The sequence below is a fragment of the Acidaminococcus intestini DSM 21505 genome, from assembly GCF_000425045.1.
GTDB lineage: Bacteria > Bacillota > Negativicutes > Acidaminococcales > Acidaminococcaceae > Acidaminococcus > Acidaminococcus intestini.
Window position 1 is genome coordinate 43,937 of record NZ_AULA01000002.1, and the last position, 15,633, is coordinate 59,569.

Here is a 15,633-nt window from a genome sequence, read left to right on the forward strand (position 1 = left end):
TTCAATCCTCAACTTTCTGGGCTTCAATGATCCGGGCATATTCCGTATAGTAATCATCCCGCGGTTCGTTCTTCAGGCAGCCCACAACGAGTTTCCCTTTCAGCTCTTCCGGAGACAGTTTCGCCGCCTGGCTGACGGTGACGCTCTGCTCGTTCATGAGCTTGAGCATGCGGGAAGCTTCACCTAGTTTATTGAATTTCCCATAGTGGGTCGGGCAGGCACTCATGACTTCAATGAGGGAGAACCCTTTGACCTGCATTCCTTCCTTGATGAGCTTGCGGATCATGAGGGGGTTATAGGCCGTGGCACGGCCAACGTAGCTGGCTCCTGCGGCAATGGCAAGCTGGCAGATATCAAAAGCCTGTTCAACATGGCCATAAGGAGAGGTCTGGGTAATGCTGTGGGTCGGCGTCGTGGCGGAATACTGGCCGCCGGTCTGGCCATAGTTATAGTTATTGGAAATGATGGCCGTCACATTGATGTTGCGGCGGGCCGCATGGATGAGGTGGTTGCCGCCGATGGTCGTGCCGTCGCCGTCACCCATGGTGACAAGGACATTGAGGTTCGGATTGCCAAGGGCAACCCCGGTTGCGGCCGCAAGGGCACGGCCGTGCGTCACGTGCATGCAGTTGATGTCCAGGTAGTCATCAACACGGCCAAAGCAGCCAATCCCGCTGACAAGGGCCATGTCGTGCTTATCCACTTCCAGTTCAGCCATGACAGCGGCAATGGACTGGAGCACAATGCCGTGGCTGCAGCCGGCGCACCAGGTCTGCGGCAATTTATCAAAGAGCATATAATCCTTGTAGGACTTCATTATTCCCGACCTCCTTTAACAGCGCTTACAACTTCCTCCGGGGTAATGAGGACGCCATCGGTGCGGTTTGCTTGAACAACCCTGGCACCATAGTCATTGTATTTGCGGACTTCACCAGCCAGCTGACCCATGTTGAGTTCGGCAACGACAACGGTCTTTGCCTGCTGAAGGGCTTTGCGGATGGCTTTTTCCGGCATGGGCCACACGGTTACAAGCTGCAGCATCCCTGCTTTGACGCCTTCCTTACGGAGCAGATCGACGGCTGTACGGGAGCTGCGGACAGAGCAGCCAAAGGAGATGATGACCGTATCTGCATCTTCCATCTGATATTCACGGGTGATGGTGATATCATCAGTATGATTTTCAATCTTATCAATGAGATAATGGGTTACGCGGTTAATATTTTCCGGCGTCGGTCTGAATTCACCTTTTTCATCATGGGTGGAACCCGTCGTTCTCATAAGGAGGTCTCGGTCTCCGGCACCAACCATGGGAGCGGGCACATCGGAGGAATAGTCATAGGGATGGAAGTCTTTTTGAGCCGTTCCCTTTGCAGGCGCTTTGCGGTCAATGATTTCTTCCGGTTCCGGTTTGCGGATGCGGACCGTTTCACGGAGGTGGCCAATGACTTCATCAGCCAAGAAAATGACCGGCGTGCGATATTTCTCAGCAAGGTTGAACGCCGTAATGGAAAGATCATAGCAATCCTGGACGGAAGACGGAGCCAGGGCAATGATGCTGTGATCCCCATGGGTCCCATAGCGGGCCTGCATGAGGTCCCCTTGGGCCGGTTTCGTGGCAGCCCCCGTCGAAGGACCGCTGCGCTGTACATCATAAACGACGCAGGGCAGTTCACTCATGACAGCAAGGCCGAGGTTTTCCTGCATCAGGGAGAAGCCAGGACCGCTGGTTGCCGTAAAGGCTTTCTTCCCAGCAAGGGAAGCCCCGCACAGGGCAGCCATGGAGCTGATTTCATCTTCCATTTGGATATAGACACCGCCGTGACGGGGCAGTTCCTTGGCAGCTCCCTTAGCGACTTCCGAACTCGGGGAAATCGGATAGCCCGCATAGAAACGAGCACCGGCAGCGATGGCGCCGGCCACCATGGCATCATTGCCTTCCATAAATTTCTTGACAGTTTTTCCCATTTACTTTCCCTCCACATCAATAGCAAAGTCCGGGCAACGCATGGCGCACATCTTGCAGCCAATGCATACGTCAGCACGCGCGGCAACAGGCGGTTTGCCTACTTCCTGATCAAAGACCTGTTTCGGACACAGGGCAGAGCAGATTCCGCATTGCTTGCAGAACTTTGTGTTGATCTTGATGAGAAACTTTCCTTCCATGGTCATCCCTCCATACAGATTGTCCCCCTAGAGGACAGTTAACAGCACCCCAGCCCTCAGCGGGTCGGATGATTGATGATATAAAGCGGCTCTTTACCAGAAAAGAGATCATCAATGGCATGAGCACAATTCATGGCAACCGCAGTAACAGCTTCTTCACTAAGGGCCGCTGTATGCGGCGTCCCGATGAAGTTTGGCAGTGCAAAAAGTGGATTGTCCGGCGTCGGCGGTTCCGTTTCAAAAACGTCTCCGGCCGCGGCTCCGATCCGTCCCTCCTGCAAAGCCTGATAGACAGCTTTTTCATCCCAGATGGCACCGCGGGAAACATTCAGGAGTATACCGCCGCGTTTCATATGGGAAATACTCTCTTCATTTAGGATATGGAACGTTCCCTTGTTAAGGGGCAGATGGGGCGATACCACATCGCTGCGCTCCATCAGGTCGTCCAAGGTGTTCGTAAATTCGATCCAATCCGGGAACTTCGACTGGTCCACAAATTTATCATAGACAAGGATCTTCATCTGAAACCCAAAATGAGCAATCTTGACGGCCTCCATACCAATGGGCCCAATGCCAATAGAACCAAAGACCTTGCCGCGGGCTTCGTGAGTTTCTACACGGTCACGGCTCTTCCAATCCCCTTTGCGGACTTCCCGGTCAAGCTGTGAAATCTGGCGCAGGGCGGCGAGCATGAGCGTAATGGCATGCTCAGCCACGGAATAGGTGTTGCACCCACGGGCGAGCGTCACGGTAACGCCTTTTTTGTCGCAGGCCTCAAGATTGATGTTTTCGTAGCCAATGCCGTAACGGGCAATGATCTTGAGGTTCCTAGCGGCTTTAATGACAGCAGGTGTATATTTTTCCGTACGGGCAATGACGGCATCAACGTCGCTGATTGCCTTTTTCATGGTTTCTTCATCCGTGCCTTGAAGTTCGACGAGTTCATAGCCTTTATCCGTAAGGAACGTACGCGCCGACTCTTTCAGGGCTTTTGGAATCAAGATCTTATACATGGATAAATCGCCTCCCCTGTCTTACAGGAAAGGGAAAAGCAAATGCTTTTCCCTTGATTTGACTTACAGAAAGAACTGGATGACGAGCAGCTCTACAAGCCCCACACCCGCCATGATCATGGAAACAGCCGTTTTGCAGGCAAGCTGTTCCTTAAGGTCAGAAACACCAAACATCCCGTTCCATACCCAGAATCCGGAATCCGTAAAATAGCCGAAGGAAATGGCACCGACGCAGCAGCTCATGGCCATAAGCAGCGGGCTGATGGTCAGCTGGCCCATAAGCGGCATGGTCAGCGAAGCCGCCGTGACGATGGCAACCGTGGCAGAGCCCAGGACAATTCGCATCAGGGCTGCAATGCAAAAGGGAATGAGGACAGCCGGAATGGGAAGTCCCACAACCATCTTACCGAGGACACTGCCAATACCAGAAGCACGGACAACATAGCCCAGGGAGCCGCCCACACCCGTAATGAGCATGATGAGCCCTGTATCCTTGATGCCTTCATTCATGATATCAAGGACTTCCTTGGTCTTTCGCTCCGGCATCAATCCATAGATGGCGATCAGGCAGCCAATCATCAGCGCCACGATAGGACTCCCAAATAGAGCCAGGGCCGGATAATAAGCAGCTGCCTTATCGACGCCAGCAAGGTCAAGAACGGTCTTTAAGAGGATCAGGAAGAGTGGAACCACAATCGGCGCTGCGGAAATCCAGAAACCGGGCAGGTCGTCCCGATTCAGGAACTGGTCCAAAAGATCCGTTGATGCCCGTTTCACGTCGCCATCTTTACTGGGGCGAACATATTCATCGTCCTCATTGACGACTTGATAGATTTTCTTTCCAATCCACATGCAATACGGTACGACCACAATCAGCATGGGAATCGTCAAGAGCGCACCGCCGGCAATCATCTGACCAACGTCAACGCCAAGCATGCCCGCCGCCGTCAAAGGTCCTGGGGTGGGCGGTACAAGGACGTGGGTCAGCTGGAGCCCGCAGGCAAGGGCTAGTCCCAAGCCGATGACGGATTTGCCCGTCACCTTGGAAATGGCCTTGCAGAGCGGGCAGAGCATAACGACAGCCGAGTCAGCAAAAACTGGAATGGAAACCACCCAGCCCGTTACGCCTAGGGCCCATTCTTCATTGCCCTTGCCTACGGCCTTGATGAAGCTTACAGCAAGACGTTCGGCTGCGCCGGATTTTTCCAGAATGGCGCCCATCATGACGCCAAGGCCAATGATGATGCCCGTGCTTGACAGGGTGTTGCCAAAGCCCGTGGTAATGGCATTGATGACACCAACGATGGTCTTTCCATCAGCTGCTTTGACGGTCACGATCGGCATGCCGCCGATAATGCCTGTAATCAGGGCAGCTAAGAGCATTGCAATGAAACTATGGACCTTGGTTTTGGCAACCAAGATGATCATGGTTATGATGCCAAGGCTTAAGCCCAGGAGCATCCGTGTAGATTCTGCCATTTTTTGAAACTCCCTCACATATTTTCTTTTTTACTTGGATGAAACGGGAAAGGCCTCACTCCTTTCCCGTTCGACTTGCCGCCTCACCTCGGCAGGTCTTTTTTAATCAGCGAACAAGGCACGGAGACTTGGCATCAAATTTCCAGCCCGGAATCAGGTACTGCATGGTGATGGCGTCATTGCGAGCGCCCAAGCAATGTTTCTTGTAAAGTTCATGGGCTTTCATCACCTGGTCACGGTCGATTTCAACGCCCAGGCCCGGTTTATCCGGGACCTTGATCCCGCCGTTCGCAATCTTGAGCGGCTCCTTGGTCAAGCGTTCACGACCTTCCTGCCAGATCCAGTGCGTATCCAGGGCATTGTATTCACCCGGTACGGCAGCACCGACATGGACGCACATGGCAAGGGAAATATCGAAGTGGTTGTTGGAGTGGCTGCCCCAGGTATAGCCGAATTCGTGGCACATTTGGGCCACACGGACGGAACCATTCATGGTCCAGAAATGGGGATCAGCAAGGATAATGTCGACCGCTTGGCTTTCCAGGGAGTGACCGACTTGACGCCAATCCGTAGCAATCATGTTCGTTGCCGTCGGAAAACCAGTGCGGCGGCGGAATTCGCTCATGATTTCGCGGCCGGAATAACCGTCTTCGGCTCCGCAGGGATCTTCACAGTAGGTCAATATGCCGTGCATATCCGCTACATAGCGGACGGCATCATCAAGATGCCAAGCGCCGTTGGGATCAAGGTCCATACGGGCATCAGGGAAAGCCTTCTTCATGGCTTTGATGACTTTCATCTCTTCGTCACCGCGCAGGACTCCGCCTTTTAGTTTGAAATCCTTGAAACCATATTTATTCTTGGCGGCTTTGCACAAGGCCACAACATGTTCGGCATCGATGGCTTCTTCATTGCGGAGACGATACCATTCGCAGTCGGAATCTTCTTCGGACTGATAAGGCAGATCAGTTTTCTTACGGTCGCCAACAAAGAACAGGTAACCCAGGAAGCGGACAAAATCACGTTGCTGACCGGCGCCAAGAAGACGGCAGACCGGCATATCGAGTGCTTTGCCCAAAAGGTCAAGGCAAGGAGCCTCAATGGCCGTCAGGACGTGGACACCTGTACGAAGGTCGAAGGTCTGGGCGCCGCGTTCATCCTTTTCACCGCTCTTATCAAGTTCAGCCTGGACCTTAAGAAGCGTATTGCGGTAATCCGAGACTTTCGTCCCTACAACAATATCGCTCACATTTTCAAGGGCTGTCGTGATCTTGGGCCCTCCCGGAACTTCCCCTACCCCTGTATTGCCTTCGCTGTCCGTCAGAATTACGATGTTGCGGGTAAAGTATGGGGCATGACCTCCGCTGAGATTGAGCAGCATGCTGTCGTGACCGGCAACAGGATATACTTCCATTTTGGTAATCACAGGAACCATTACGCTTTTTCCTCCTTCGTGTTATGCACCTTGTTACAGATGCCCATCCTGAAATAAGTGTTTTCAGTTATTTTAGAATCTTTTTAAGATTCTCTCGTTGACTTTATTGTACGGTCCATGGTACTATAATTCAAATTGTTTGTTTTTAGAATTATTCTAAGAAATTCTAATTAAAAGTTAACCTAATTTCTAAAAAAGAGCCTACCCTGCATGAAACGATACATGTCGGCAGCTCTCCCCTTTTTAAAGGCGGGCATACGTGCCCAAGGAGGCATCCATGGACCTAAAACAGATTGAATACATTGTCAAGATTGCAGAAACGGGGAATATCACACGGGCAGCCGAGCAACTTTTTGTGACCCAGTCCGCCCTCAACCAGCAGCTTCTCAAACTGGAAAATGCCTTGGGCATCAAGCTGTTTTACCGCAGAAAGCACGACCTTACGCCAACGGATGCAGGAAAGGTCTATCTAAAATATGGCCGGCAGATGCTCATTGAAAAAAGGGAAGCCTACAACATCATCAACGACCTTGCTCAAGACAACTTAGGCCATCTTTCCTTTACCTTTTCTCGGGAGCGCGGCCTTGATATGTTTGTTGCCACATACCCTGCCTTCCACCGTCAGTTTCCCGGCATCATCGTGGAGCCTCACGAAATGCGCGTCCATAACCAGCAGCTCCAGATTGCCCAAGGCTATGTTGACCTGGGACTTGTCACGCTTTCGGAGCAGCAGAAACTGGCCGATCTGCAGTATGACCACATCCGCTATGAGCCCCTGCTCCTGTGCCTGCCGCGGAAGCATCCCCTGGCCAAGGACGCGGCGCCTGTAGGGACCTATTTGGAAGACCTTCCCTATATGGACCTATCAGCAATCAAGGAGCTGCCCTTTGTGCTCATCTACAAGGAATCGACCATGCGAAGCCTCATCAACCGGATCCTCGGGGCAGCTAAGATCTGTCCCTATGTCCTTTTTGAATCAGGCAGCATCCGCGCCCTGTTAAAGATCGTGGCAAGCGGTCTTGCCTGTACCATCACCTCGGCGGGCTATATCCGCGGCAAGGACGATGTGGCGTTTTACCGAATTCCCGGCGATCCCTTGTGGGAAATGTGTACGGTCCACAAAAAAGATACCTACGTCAGCAAGGCCATGGCCTGCTATAAAGAGCTGATTGTTAGGTATTTCACTGAAAAAGACCCGCTCCTGACAAATCAAAAGTAAAAAAAAACGCTCCTTGTGAAATGTACCCTCCTTACTGGGTGTCCAGTAAAGAGGGTACATTTCAGTGGAGCGGGCATTTTATGTTGTCCTTATTTTTGGGAAGCAGCGATCAACGCCTTAAAGAAAGCAAGACAGATGTCAACATCAGCATAGCCTTTTGGGTCCTTATGGTTCAGGACAACTTGCTTGATATCATTTTCCGGATGGAATTGAAGCCCAACTGCAAATTTGCGATGAGGATCTTCAACGCCCTCGACAAGGCTCAGTCCCTGATCGGTATATTCTGCCGTCTGGATGAGACCCGTTCCTGCAACGGAAAGGATATTCTGATGATGCCAAGAAGAAACCTTGTCAAACGTATCGTCCCCTACAATGCTGCGTAACTTGCTGTTCACGGGCAGGATACGGATTGCATGATGGGTGTAATCGCGATTGGGCGTTCCCGGCGCCATGCGATGGATTTCCTTATAGGCCTTGACGCCCTGTGTCTTGTAATAATCAGGAATATCTTGAATGAAGGTGACGCCGTACACAATGCCCATCATCTGTTCGCTGCGGCATACGTTAAGAACGGGAATGTCATGACGGCGGCAGTAGTCCTGCAATGCATAGTCAGAAATATCCCGGGCCGCATTGATTGTTTCACCGTGATTTTTTTCTGTCTCCGGTACTTTATACAGGGAGGGACTGATGTCTTCCCCACCCGTTCCAAACACACCGTCGATTCCCTGCATCACAGTCTGGATATTGGTCCGTTCGAATCCATCATGGCGAATTTTATCAGCATACGCCTGTTTCAGCATCCCAGAAGGTTCCACATAGGCCTTGTCCACCGTTCCATCGGCGGCGTAGGTAACGTCCGTGCTTTTGATCTGATCCAGTTCGACAGGAATTCCACCGGCCATTGTAATGATCTTTTTGAAAGCCTCATACGATTTTGCCTGTTTAGGACTTTTCCAGGAAATTCCAATGACCGGTTTTCCGCCCACCATGGCCTGGGCTTCCTGCCCATAGCCTAGGCAAATTCCTACCGTAAGAATCGCCGCAGATAAAACATGACTCCATTTTTTCATCTTTTCCTACTCCTTTCTGTATTCCGTTTAAGTAACTGATTCCAGTGTATCAAGACGCTGAAAAGAAGTCAAAAAAAAGACAGCTTTGAATCAATCTGCATCGATTCTTGAAATCATTTCATCGATTCACTGGCTTCTAACGTTGATACCCACGGCTGAAGGTTCCTCTTCCCCCCCCACTCATCGTCTCTTTGTTTCAGTAAAAGAAAAGAATATAATCGACGAAATGATGGTTACGTCCTTTATCATACGTTTTTCGATCCTTAAGAAAGTTATATGAAGTATATGAAGCCGCAATCCCTACGCTGCTTCTTGGCGGCTGCCCGAGAAGAAAACATAACCAAAGCAGCATCATTCCATCATTTGACGAGCTTACCTTATCAAGGCCCCTTCTGGAACTGGAACACGAACTGGGGAAGCGCTTTTTCCGCGCGGCAAAAAAAGGCCTGATTCTCACCGAAGCACGCCGGCTCCTACAGCCCCGCGCGAAGAAATCCTTTCCCTCGTGGGCCGAACGGAAGAAGAAATGATAAAGGGAATGGTAATCAGCGGGGACATTTATCTTGCGGCCGGTGCGATATCGCCATTATAATGAAAGAACTGCAATCGGCCTATCCCCGACTCCGTCTTAGAAGCAATTCGGGAAGTCCCCTCTTTATCCTCAAGTCGCTTGATAAAGAAAAAAGAAAACCCTGTCCTCATAAGGACAGGGCAACGTTTTTAGCGGCCTTTTCTCGATTGAGCCAAGACCTGCATTTTTTCTTCGTAGTAGGCTGGCGTCATATCCATGAAGTGAGGATGCGGATTTTCAAAGCGTTGTTCTTCCTCCCAGATTTCTTCGGTCAGCTGATGCCGCACAAACTCACGGATTGCGTCAAGGCTTGGTGTTTGATAGATTACCTTGCCGTCACGGACAACGGGAACCTTGAGGGCTTTGGCCGTGCAGTTTGTATAGTGACGGAGACGCCAAGGTTCCTTGGGATCGACATAGCGGAAGGGCGCCGAAAGGTCAACCGTTTCACCCTCGCAGGCAATGAGATCACAAAGGGCCTTGCCATTGCTGTTATAGATACGGTACAGGTCCTTCCGGCCAGGATTCGTAATCTTTTCAATGGATTCAGAAACCTTGATGCGCGGCGTCCAGGTCTTGTCTTGGTTTTCGACAGCAACCAGCTTATAAACCGCACCGAAGACCGGATCGCTTTTAGCGGTAATGAGGCGTTCACCAACGCCAAAGGAATCGATGCGTCCGCCCTGATCAAGGATGGACCGAATGGTATATTCATCAAGGCTGTTTGAAGCCACAATTTGACAGTCATGGAGCCCTTCATCATCAAGGATCTTGCGGACCCGTTTGGAAAGGTAAGCCAGGTCCCCAGAATCAATGCGCACGCCTTTGAGCCGTTTGCCCATGGGATGAAGGATTTCCTTTGCCGTCCGGATAGCATTGGGCAGACCGGAATGGATGACGTCATACGTATCAATGAGAAGGACCACATTATCCGGGTAGATCTCCGCATATTTTTTGAAGGCTTCAAATTCGTCATCAAAGTACATCACCCAGCTGTGGGCCATGGTACCGCCTACGGGAATGCCAAATTCCTTGCCTGCAAAGACGGTTGCGGTCCCATTGGCCCCGCCAATATAAGCGGCACGGGCTCCGTAGACAGCTGCATCCATGTTGTGGGCCCGGCGTGCACCAAAGTCAGATACAACGCGGCCCTGGGCCGCACGGACAATCCGGTTCGTCTTTGTCGCAATGAGGGACTGATGATTGATTTCCGCAAGGATAGCGGTTTCAAGCAACTGGGCATCGAGCATGGGCGCGGTAACCGTTAGGATGGGTTCATGGGGATACATGACGGTTCCTTCGGGCAGGGCATCGATATCGCCATGGAAATGATAGCTTTCAAGATAGGTCAAGAATTCTTCGCTAAACAGATGGAGGCTGCGGAAATAAGCTACGTCACTCTTTGAGAAATGGAAATTCTTCACCAGTTCGAGCACTTGTTCCAGGCCAGCAAAGATGGCATAGCCGCCATTATCAGGATTGTTTCGATAAAAGACATCGAAAGTGACTTTCTTTATCTTGTCCAGACCATCACTAAAATAGCCATTTGCCATGGTCATTTCATAAAGATCCATAACAAGGGACAAATTTCGTTCATCTGATTGCATTGGTGCATACCCTCCCAAGGTTTTGGCCCACGAAGGGGAATTCCTTGTGGGCCTCTGATAATGAGCCGCTTGTCTTGGGGGCGGGAAGAAGCGTCCCCTCTCAGCCTGTTGGCCATTCCGTTCTCATGACAAGCGTCAATATGTTTCATTTTATCATGTTGCATAGAAAAAGTCATGGCAATTATCTGAAAAACTGCACGTCTGACAAGTCAGTGCCCTTTTGTTTCAGGGAGCCGAATCATCTGTGTCTTTTTATCGTAAAGGGTCCGTGCTCCTGCATAAAGGGAGGCAAAACTTGTCAAGGTAACGACGGAAGCAATGGCAATCATGATGGAGATCTGGTAGAGAATGGCCAAAAGCGGAGGCGCCCCAGCAAGGATCTGCCCGGTCATCATGCCCGGCAGGGATACGATTCCCATGCCCACCATGGAGTTCAGCGTCGGCACCATGGCCGTTTCAAGGGCTCTGATGACAAATGGCTGGAGAATGTCTCCACTATCCGCGCCTAGGCAGGCCAAGGCTTCCATACGGGCCTGCTGCCCCACCAGGGTCTCCCGAAAGGTCTTGATGCCTAGGGAAACGCTGTTCATGGCATTACCGAGGAGCATGCCGCCCAAAGGGATGACATACTGGGGGTCAAAAAAAGATCTTCTTGCGACAGCCATGACAAAGAAGGCTAAAATGGAAAACCCGCCTAGAGTCATGGATAGCCCAATCACAAAACGGAAAGAAGGAGAAAGGCCCGGATTTTTGGATAGGACGCGGTGGATGGAAAAAGCCATCATGACAAATAAATAAAGACCGGTCCATAACGAGTTGGGTCTATCAAAAAGATAGGTCAGGACCCATCCTGAAAGGATGAGCTGGATGGTCATCTTCGCGCTTGCCATAAGAAGCAGGCCTGTCTTTTCAATGCGGCACCGCTTCATAATAAAAAGGATCAAAAGGAGCAAGAGATAAACCGTCGAAAATTGCAGAAACTGCATCAGGAACAGGTTCATTTTTCATGGCCTCCTGCTAGAAAAATCGTGGCATCAGCAAATTCATGCGTGAGGTGGGTATCATGGCACACACATAAGAGGGTCCTTCCCGTCTGATGGCTTTCTTCCTTTAAAGAATGAAACAGGGTTCGTGCTGTATCTTCATCAAGGGACGCAGTGGGTTCATCCAGCAGCAGAACATCAGGGGAAAAAGAAAGAAAAAGGGCAAGATAAGCGCGCTGCCGTTCCCCGCCAGAAAGACTGCGGCAGTCAGTTTCGATGGAAATAGGGAGGGCGGCCCGCCGAAGAGCTTCCCGCATCTGATCCAGATAAGGCGGCTTTTCACGCAGGACCCCATAATACGCTTCAAAGTTTTCCTTGATGGTACCTTCAAATAAAAAAGGTTCCTGAGGTACACGAAGTACTTTTTTCCGATAGCTGAGGATGTCATAGCTGGCAAGCGGCCTTCCCTCATAACGGACGGTTCCTTTATCTGGCAGGAGTGTGCCGTTAAGGAGACGCAGATAGGTACTTTTGCCGCAGCCGCTGGGTCCGATGAGGAAGGTCATGGTCCCTCGTTCAATCTTGATTTCCGGGTACACGATCCTTCCCAAAGCTGTCATTTGATCATCAGAATATAAAATCGGATTGTTCATTGCTGTCATCCCCTTTTATTCCCTTTTAATAGATCCTTTTTTCTGCAAGTGAGCACGAAAATAGGAGGAACCATCATACGGGCATCTTTTCTTCTTCTTCCACTTCTTTGATCCGATCCATGGCCTCTTCCTCTTCTGTTCCGCCATACCGGTCGGAAAGATGGACAAGGATCATGGCAATGACAAGAAGGGCATACCCATAAAAGGCTCCATAGACGCCTTCCCGCAGGACAGCAAATCCGGCTGCCAGGCAGCCAGCCATAAAGGAAAGGATGGTTCCTGTATAGAGAATGGCCTTGTGGAAATATTTCCAGTCCTTCGTCATGAAAAACTGGGTCCAAGCAAGTACGGACTGCTTCGTGTTATTTGAAAGAAAGATGGTCGCACTGGCATAGCCCTGGGCTTCGGAAAAAGTTCCCCATTGAAAACTAGCCGCAAAAATCATGGGATAGATGGTCATAATGGGGTCCCAAGTAAGAGGCATGAGCGCTACGAGGGTTATGGCAACGGCATTGACGCAGATGACGATTTTGCGCATATCTTTTTGGATTTTCTGGGAAAGCAGGAAAGAAACCACAACCCCAGCGGCAAACATGATGAGGGCCCCTACCCTCGTCATGACGGAGAAAAAATCACCGCCCAAAAAATCTTCCGTAATGCTCATGAGGTTTCCCGTCTGGGCATTGACAAAATTCCGGGCATGGAGCACTACGGAATACATCCCGCCAAAGCCAGCATAGCAGGCCATGAGCCAGTGGATGATTTCATCATAATGGGTGGCAAAATAGCCGCCTGTGTTCTTATTGGGTATCATTGGCGTTTCGTAAGCTCCTTTTGAAAATCTTCTTTGATCCGGTCCATGAGATCCTTGCCGCAAATGAGGTCATAAGCCGTTCCTGCAAGAATCTTGGCACCATATAGGATGGCGGCATGGCCCATGTCATCCTTGCCATGATCCAAATATTCCTGGGAATGGGCTGCCGCGCCTTCCGGAACGAACTTGATGCGGGCGCAGGCGCCGGGCATGCGGTGAAGGACATTGCCAAAATCCGTGGAACCTGTCTTTTCGCGAGGCGGTGCAATCCCTGGAGCGCCGCAGGCCTTGGCATTTTCCATGATGACGGCATTGAGGGTTGGTGCAGGCAGTTTATCGTCAAAAGAAGGACGGTCAACCATAGTAACCGTTACACCAGCCATAAGGGCCGCGCCCTTTAGGATATCGCGAACGCGGCTTACAACTTCATCAAGGGCTTCCCGGGAATAAGAGCGAAGGCAGAAGGATCCGACTGCTGTATCGGGAACGATATTATTGGGACCGGGCAAGGTTTCAATGGTATAGTGCATGCGTACATCGTCAGGCACATGTTCGCGCAGATATTCGATTCCGTTAAAGGCAAGAAGCAGGGCGTCCAGTGCCGACCGCCCTTTGTGGGGTGCAATGGCCGCATGGGAGGATTTGCCATGGAAGGTGGCAAGGATCTCACTGAGGGCAAGGCTCTTGACATCGGTTTGGGTGTAAGGACCGCCATGCATCATGAGTGCGACATCAATATCCTGGAAAAGACCGGCTTCAAGCATATTGATCTTGCCGCCAAAGCTTTCTTCAGCTGGCGTTCCGTAAATGACAAGCTGGTAGGGACGGTCAGTGAGGATTTCTTTCAAGGCATGGGCCGCTCCAATCACGGCCGGTCCTTGGAGATGATGGCCGCAGCCGTGACCAAAATCCTTAAGTGCGTCATATTCGCATAATAGGCCGATAGATGGCCCGCCCTCCTCATGTTGGTACCGTGCACGAAAGGCGGTTGGAAGTCCGCCCACGCCAAGTTCCACTGCAAACCCCATTTCCTTCAAAAGGCCCGTCAGCAGCGAAGCTGCATGGACCTCCTTTCCTTCCCATTCAGGGTGGTCATAAATGTCGTCAGCCGTCGAAATGAGTACCCCCTTTTGTTCATCAATGAGGTGCCAAAGGGCTTCTTTTTGTGTATCCAATGGAAAATCCCCCTCTTTTCCTTGTTGCTTCTTTCCTAAGTATAGAAAGGCTGCTTCCGCTTGTCAAACCCTCAAAAAAAACGTCACCACAAACGGATGTTTGCAGTGACGCTTCAGGTTCAGGTACAAAATTATTTGCGAAGACCCAGTCTTTCAACGATGGAGCGGTATCTTTCGATATCCTTCTTCATGAGGTAATTCAGAAGGCCGCGGCGCTGACCAACCATTTTCAGAAGACCGCGACGGGAATGATGGTCTTTCTTGTTGTTCTTCAGGTGTTCTGTCAGATAGCTGATGCGTTCAGAAAGAATGGCAATCTGGACTTCCGGGGATCCCGTGTCAGCTTCGTTGATGCGGTAGGTTTCGATCAGTTCTTTTTTTCTTGCAGGTGTCAACATAATAAATTCCTCCTCAATACAGATCATGCCGATAACTGCAGCCAGCGTCGGAGATCGCATGGCAGCGTCATGGCTCGCCCTTGTGGGCACGTTGGTAGTATATCATAGTTTAGAAGCCGCCGCAACTAAAATCCATGAGCAGCGTCGCTTTTTTATCCTTTTCCATTTGCCGGATCAACTGTTCTGCCGAGGAAAAACGGATTTCATCACGAATTTTTTCCATCAGCTTCACGGTGATGGTCTCACCATAAAGATTGCGATCAAAGCCGAACAGATGGGCTTCCAACCGGATGTCCTCCGTATCAAAGGTGGGATTGTTGCCCACATTGAGCATGGCTTTGTACCATGCGCCTTTGGCCTTGACAAGACCAGCATAGACACCATATTGGGGAATGGCAATCTTTGCATTCATAAGGCTGATATTAGCCGTGGGGAACCCCAGGGTACGGCCCCGTTTATCCCCATGGACGACGGTTCCATGGATTACGTAGGGCCGTCCCAACATGAAATTGGCTTTATGGATCTGTCCCTCCCCAATGGCCCGTCTGATCTGCGTACTGGAAATCACGCAGCCATCCAAGGTCAAAAGAGGACTGGTCAAGATGGTGAGCTCATACTTTTCATGGACTTTGTTCAAAAAGTCCACATTCCCGGTACCGCCGGCGCCAAAGCTGAAATTGGTCCCAATCCCAACGGCCCGTACGCCCTTGTCTTCAAGGAGCGTGAGAAATCCGTCTGCGGAAAGATCTGCCAATTCCCGGGTGAAGGGAATGTTACAGAGAATATCAATTCCCATTTCCTCAAGAAGAGCGATCTTATCGGGATTGGAAAGAAGCCGGGGCGGTTCCTTTTCCGGCTTCAAAAAAGCCAAGGGATGATTGCTGAAGGTAAAGACCAAGGAAGAAAGTCCATGCTCCTTCGCATAGGCCCTGGTCGTATGGATGACCTTCTGATGCCCTCTATGGAGTCCGTCAAAGGTTCCCAGTGCCGCTGCCGAGGGCGGCAGCACCGCCTGATTCAGTTCATCCAATGTTGTTATGATTTGCATGG

The 15,633-nt window shown here is 50.9% G+C and carries 15 protein-coding genes; 1 reads left to right on the forward strand and 14 read right to left on the reverse strand.

All coding sequences use genetic code 11. The features are described from left to right. Position 1 precedes the first annotated feature (1 nt). The 6 genes from H503_RS0101245 to H503_RS0101270 all read right to left on the reverse strand — a co-directional run bounded on the left by H503_RS0101245 (position 2) and on the right by H503_RS0101270 (position 6,090). Positions 2-817 (reverse strand): thiamine pyrophosphate-dependent enzyme, encoded by an 816-nt coding sequence (locus tag H503_RS0101245; RefSeq protein WP_009015221.1) that lies wholly within the window; start codon positions 815-817, stop codon positions 2-4. Then, entirely contained in the window at positions 817-1,965 is a 1,149-nt protein-coding gene (locus tag H503_RS0101250) for a 2-oxoacid:acceptor oxidoreductase subunit alpha (protein ID WP_009015222.1), read from the reverse strand. Before H503_RS0101250 ends, H503_RS0101245 begins: the two co-directional genes overlap by 1 nt. Next, complete coding sequence (locus H503_RS0101255; protein ID WP_026385389.1) at positions 1,966-2,169, reverse strand: 4Fe-4S dicluster domain-containing protein; 204 nt, start codon at positions 2,167-2,169, stop codon at positions 1,966-1,968. 50 nt (positions 2,170-2,219) lie between these two features. Further along, positions 2,220-3,176, reverse strand: coding sequence for a hydroxyacid dehydrogenase (locus H503_RS0101260; RefSeq protein WP_009015224.1), 957 nt, complete (start codon positions 3,174-3,176; stop codon positions 2,220-2,222). A gap of 63 nt (positions 3,177-3,239) precedes the next feature. Further along, positions 3,240-4,655 (reverse strand): GntP family permease, encoded by a 1,416-nt coding sequence (locus H503_RS0101265; RefSeq protein WP_009015225.1) that lies wholly within the window; start codon positions 4,653-4,655, stop codon positions 3,240-3,242. 106 nt (positions 4,656-4,761) lie between these two features. Next, positions 4,762-6,090, reverse strand: coding sequence for an enolase C-terminal domain-like protein (locus tag H503_RS0101270; protein WP_009015226.1), 1,329 nt, complete (start codon positions 6,088-6,090; stop codon positions 4,762-4,764). Positions 6,091-6,367: 277 nt separating this feature from the next. Between H503_RS0101270 and H503_RS0101275 the strand changes: the two genes are divergently transcribed. Beyond that, complete coding sequence (locus H503_RS0101275; protein ID WP_026385390.1) at positions 6,368-7,309, forward strand: LysR family transcriptional regulator; 942 nt, start codon at positions 6,368-6,370, stop codon at positions 7,307-7,309. Positions 7,310-7,398: 89 nt separating this feature from the next. Here the strand turns inward: H503_RS0101275 and H503_RS0101280 are convergent, their stop codons facing one another. The 8 genes from H503_RS0101280 to H503_RS0101315 all read right to left on the reverse strand — a co-directional run bounded on the left by H503_RS0101280 (position 7,399) and on the right by H503_RS0101315 (position 15,631). Then, entirely contained in the window at positions 7,399-8,382 is a 984-nt protein-coding gene (locus H503_RS0101280) for a gamma-glutamyl-gamma-aminobutyrate hydrolase family protein (RefSeq protein ID WP_009015228.1), read from the reverse strand. A 720-nt stretch (positions 8,383-9,102) separates the two neighbouring features. Further along, entirely contained in the window at positions 9,103-10,560 is a 1,458-nt protein-coding gene (locus H503_RS0101285; protein WP_009015229.1) for a nicotinate phosphoribosyltransferase, read from the reverse strand. Between the two features lie 209 nt (positions 10,561-10,769). Further along, a complete protein-coding gene (locus H503_RS0101290; protein WP_016459450.1) occupies positions 10,770-11,561 on the reverse strand; it encodes an ABC transporter permease in 792 nt (263 codons plus the stop codon). After that, positions 11,558-12,196 (reverse strand): ABC transporter ATP-binding protein, encoded by a 639-nt coding sequence (locus H503_RS0101295; RefSeq protein WP_009015231.1) that lies wholly within the window; start codon positions 12,194-12,196, stop codon positions 11,558-11,560. The genes H503_RS0101290 and H503_RS0101295 overlap by 4 nt, the downstream gene beginning before the upstream one ends. A gap of 73 nt (positions 12,197-12,269) precedes the next feature. Continuing rightward, entirely contained in the window at positions 12,270-13,010 is a 741-nt protein-coding gene (locus H503_RS0101300) for a YoaK family protein (RefSeq protein WP_009015232.1), read from the reverse strand. Continuing rightward, positions 13,007-14,185, reverse strand: a complete 1,179-nt coding sequence (locus H503_RS0101305; protein WP_009015233.1) for a M20 family metallopeptidase — start codon at positions 14,183-14,185, stop codon at positions 13,007-13,009. Before H503_RS0101305 ends, H503_RS0101300 begins: the two co-directional genes overlap by 4 nt. Positions 14,186-14,316: 131 nt before the next feature. Continuing rightward, positions 14,317-14,583: a 30S ribosomal protein S15 gene (gene rpsO / locus H503_RS0101310; RefSeq protein ID WP_009015234.1), complete on the reverse strand. Its 267-nt coding sequence runs from the start codon at positions 14,581-14,583 to the stop codon at positions 14,317-14,319. Positions 14,584-14,692: 109 nt separating this feature from the next. Continuing rightward, positions 14,693-15,631, reverse strand: coding sequence for a bifunctional riboflavin kinase/FAD synthetase (locus tag H503_RS0101315; protein WP_009015235.1), 939 nt, complete (start codon positions 15,629-15,631; stop codon positions 14,693-14,695). Positions 15,632-15,633: the final 2 nt, after the last annotated feature.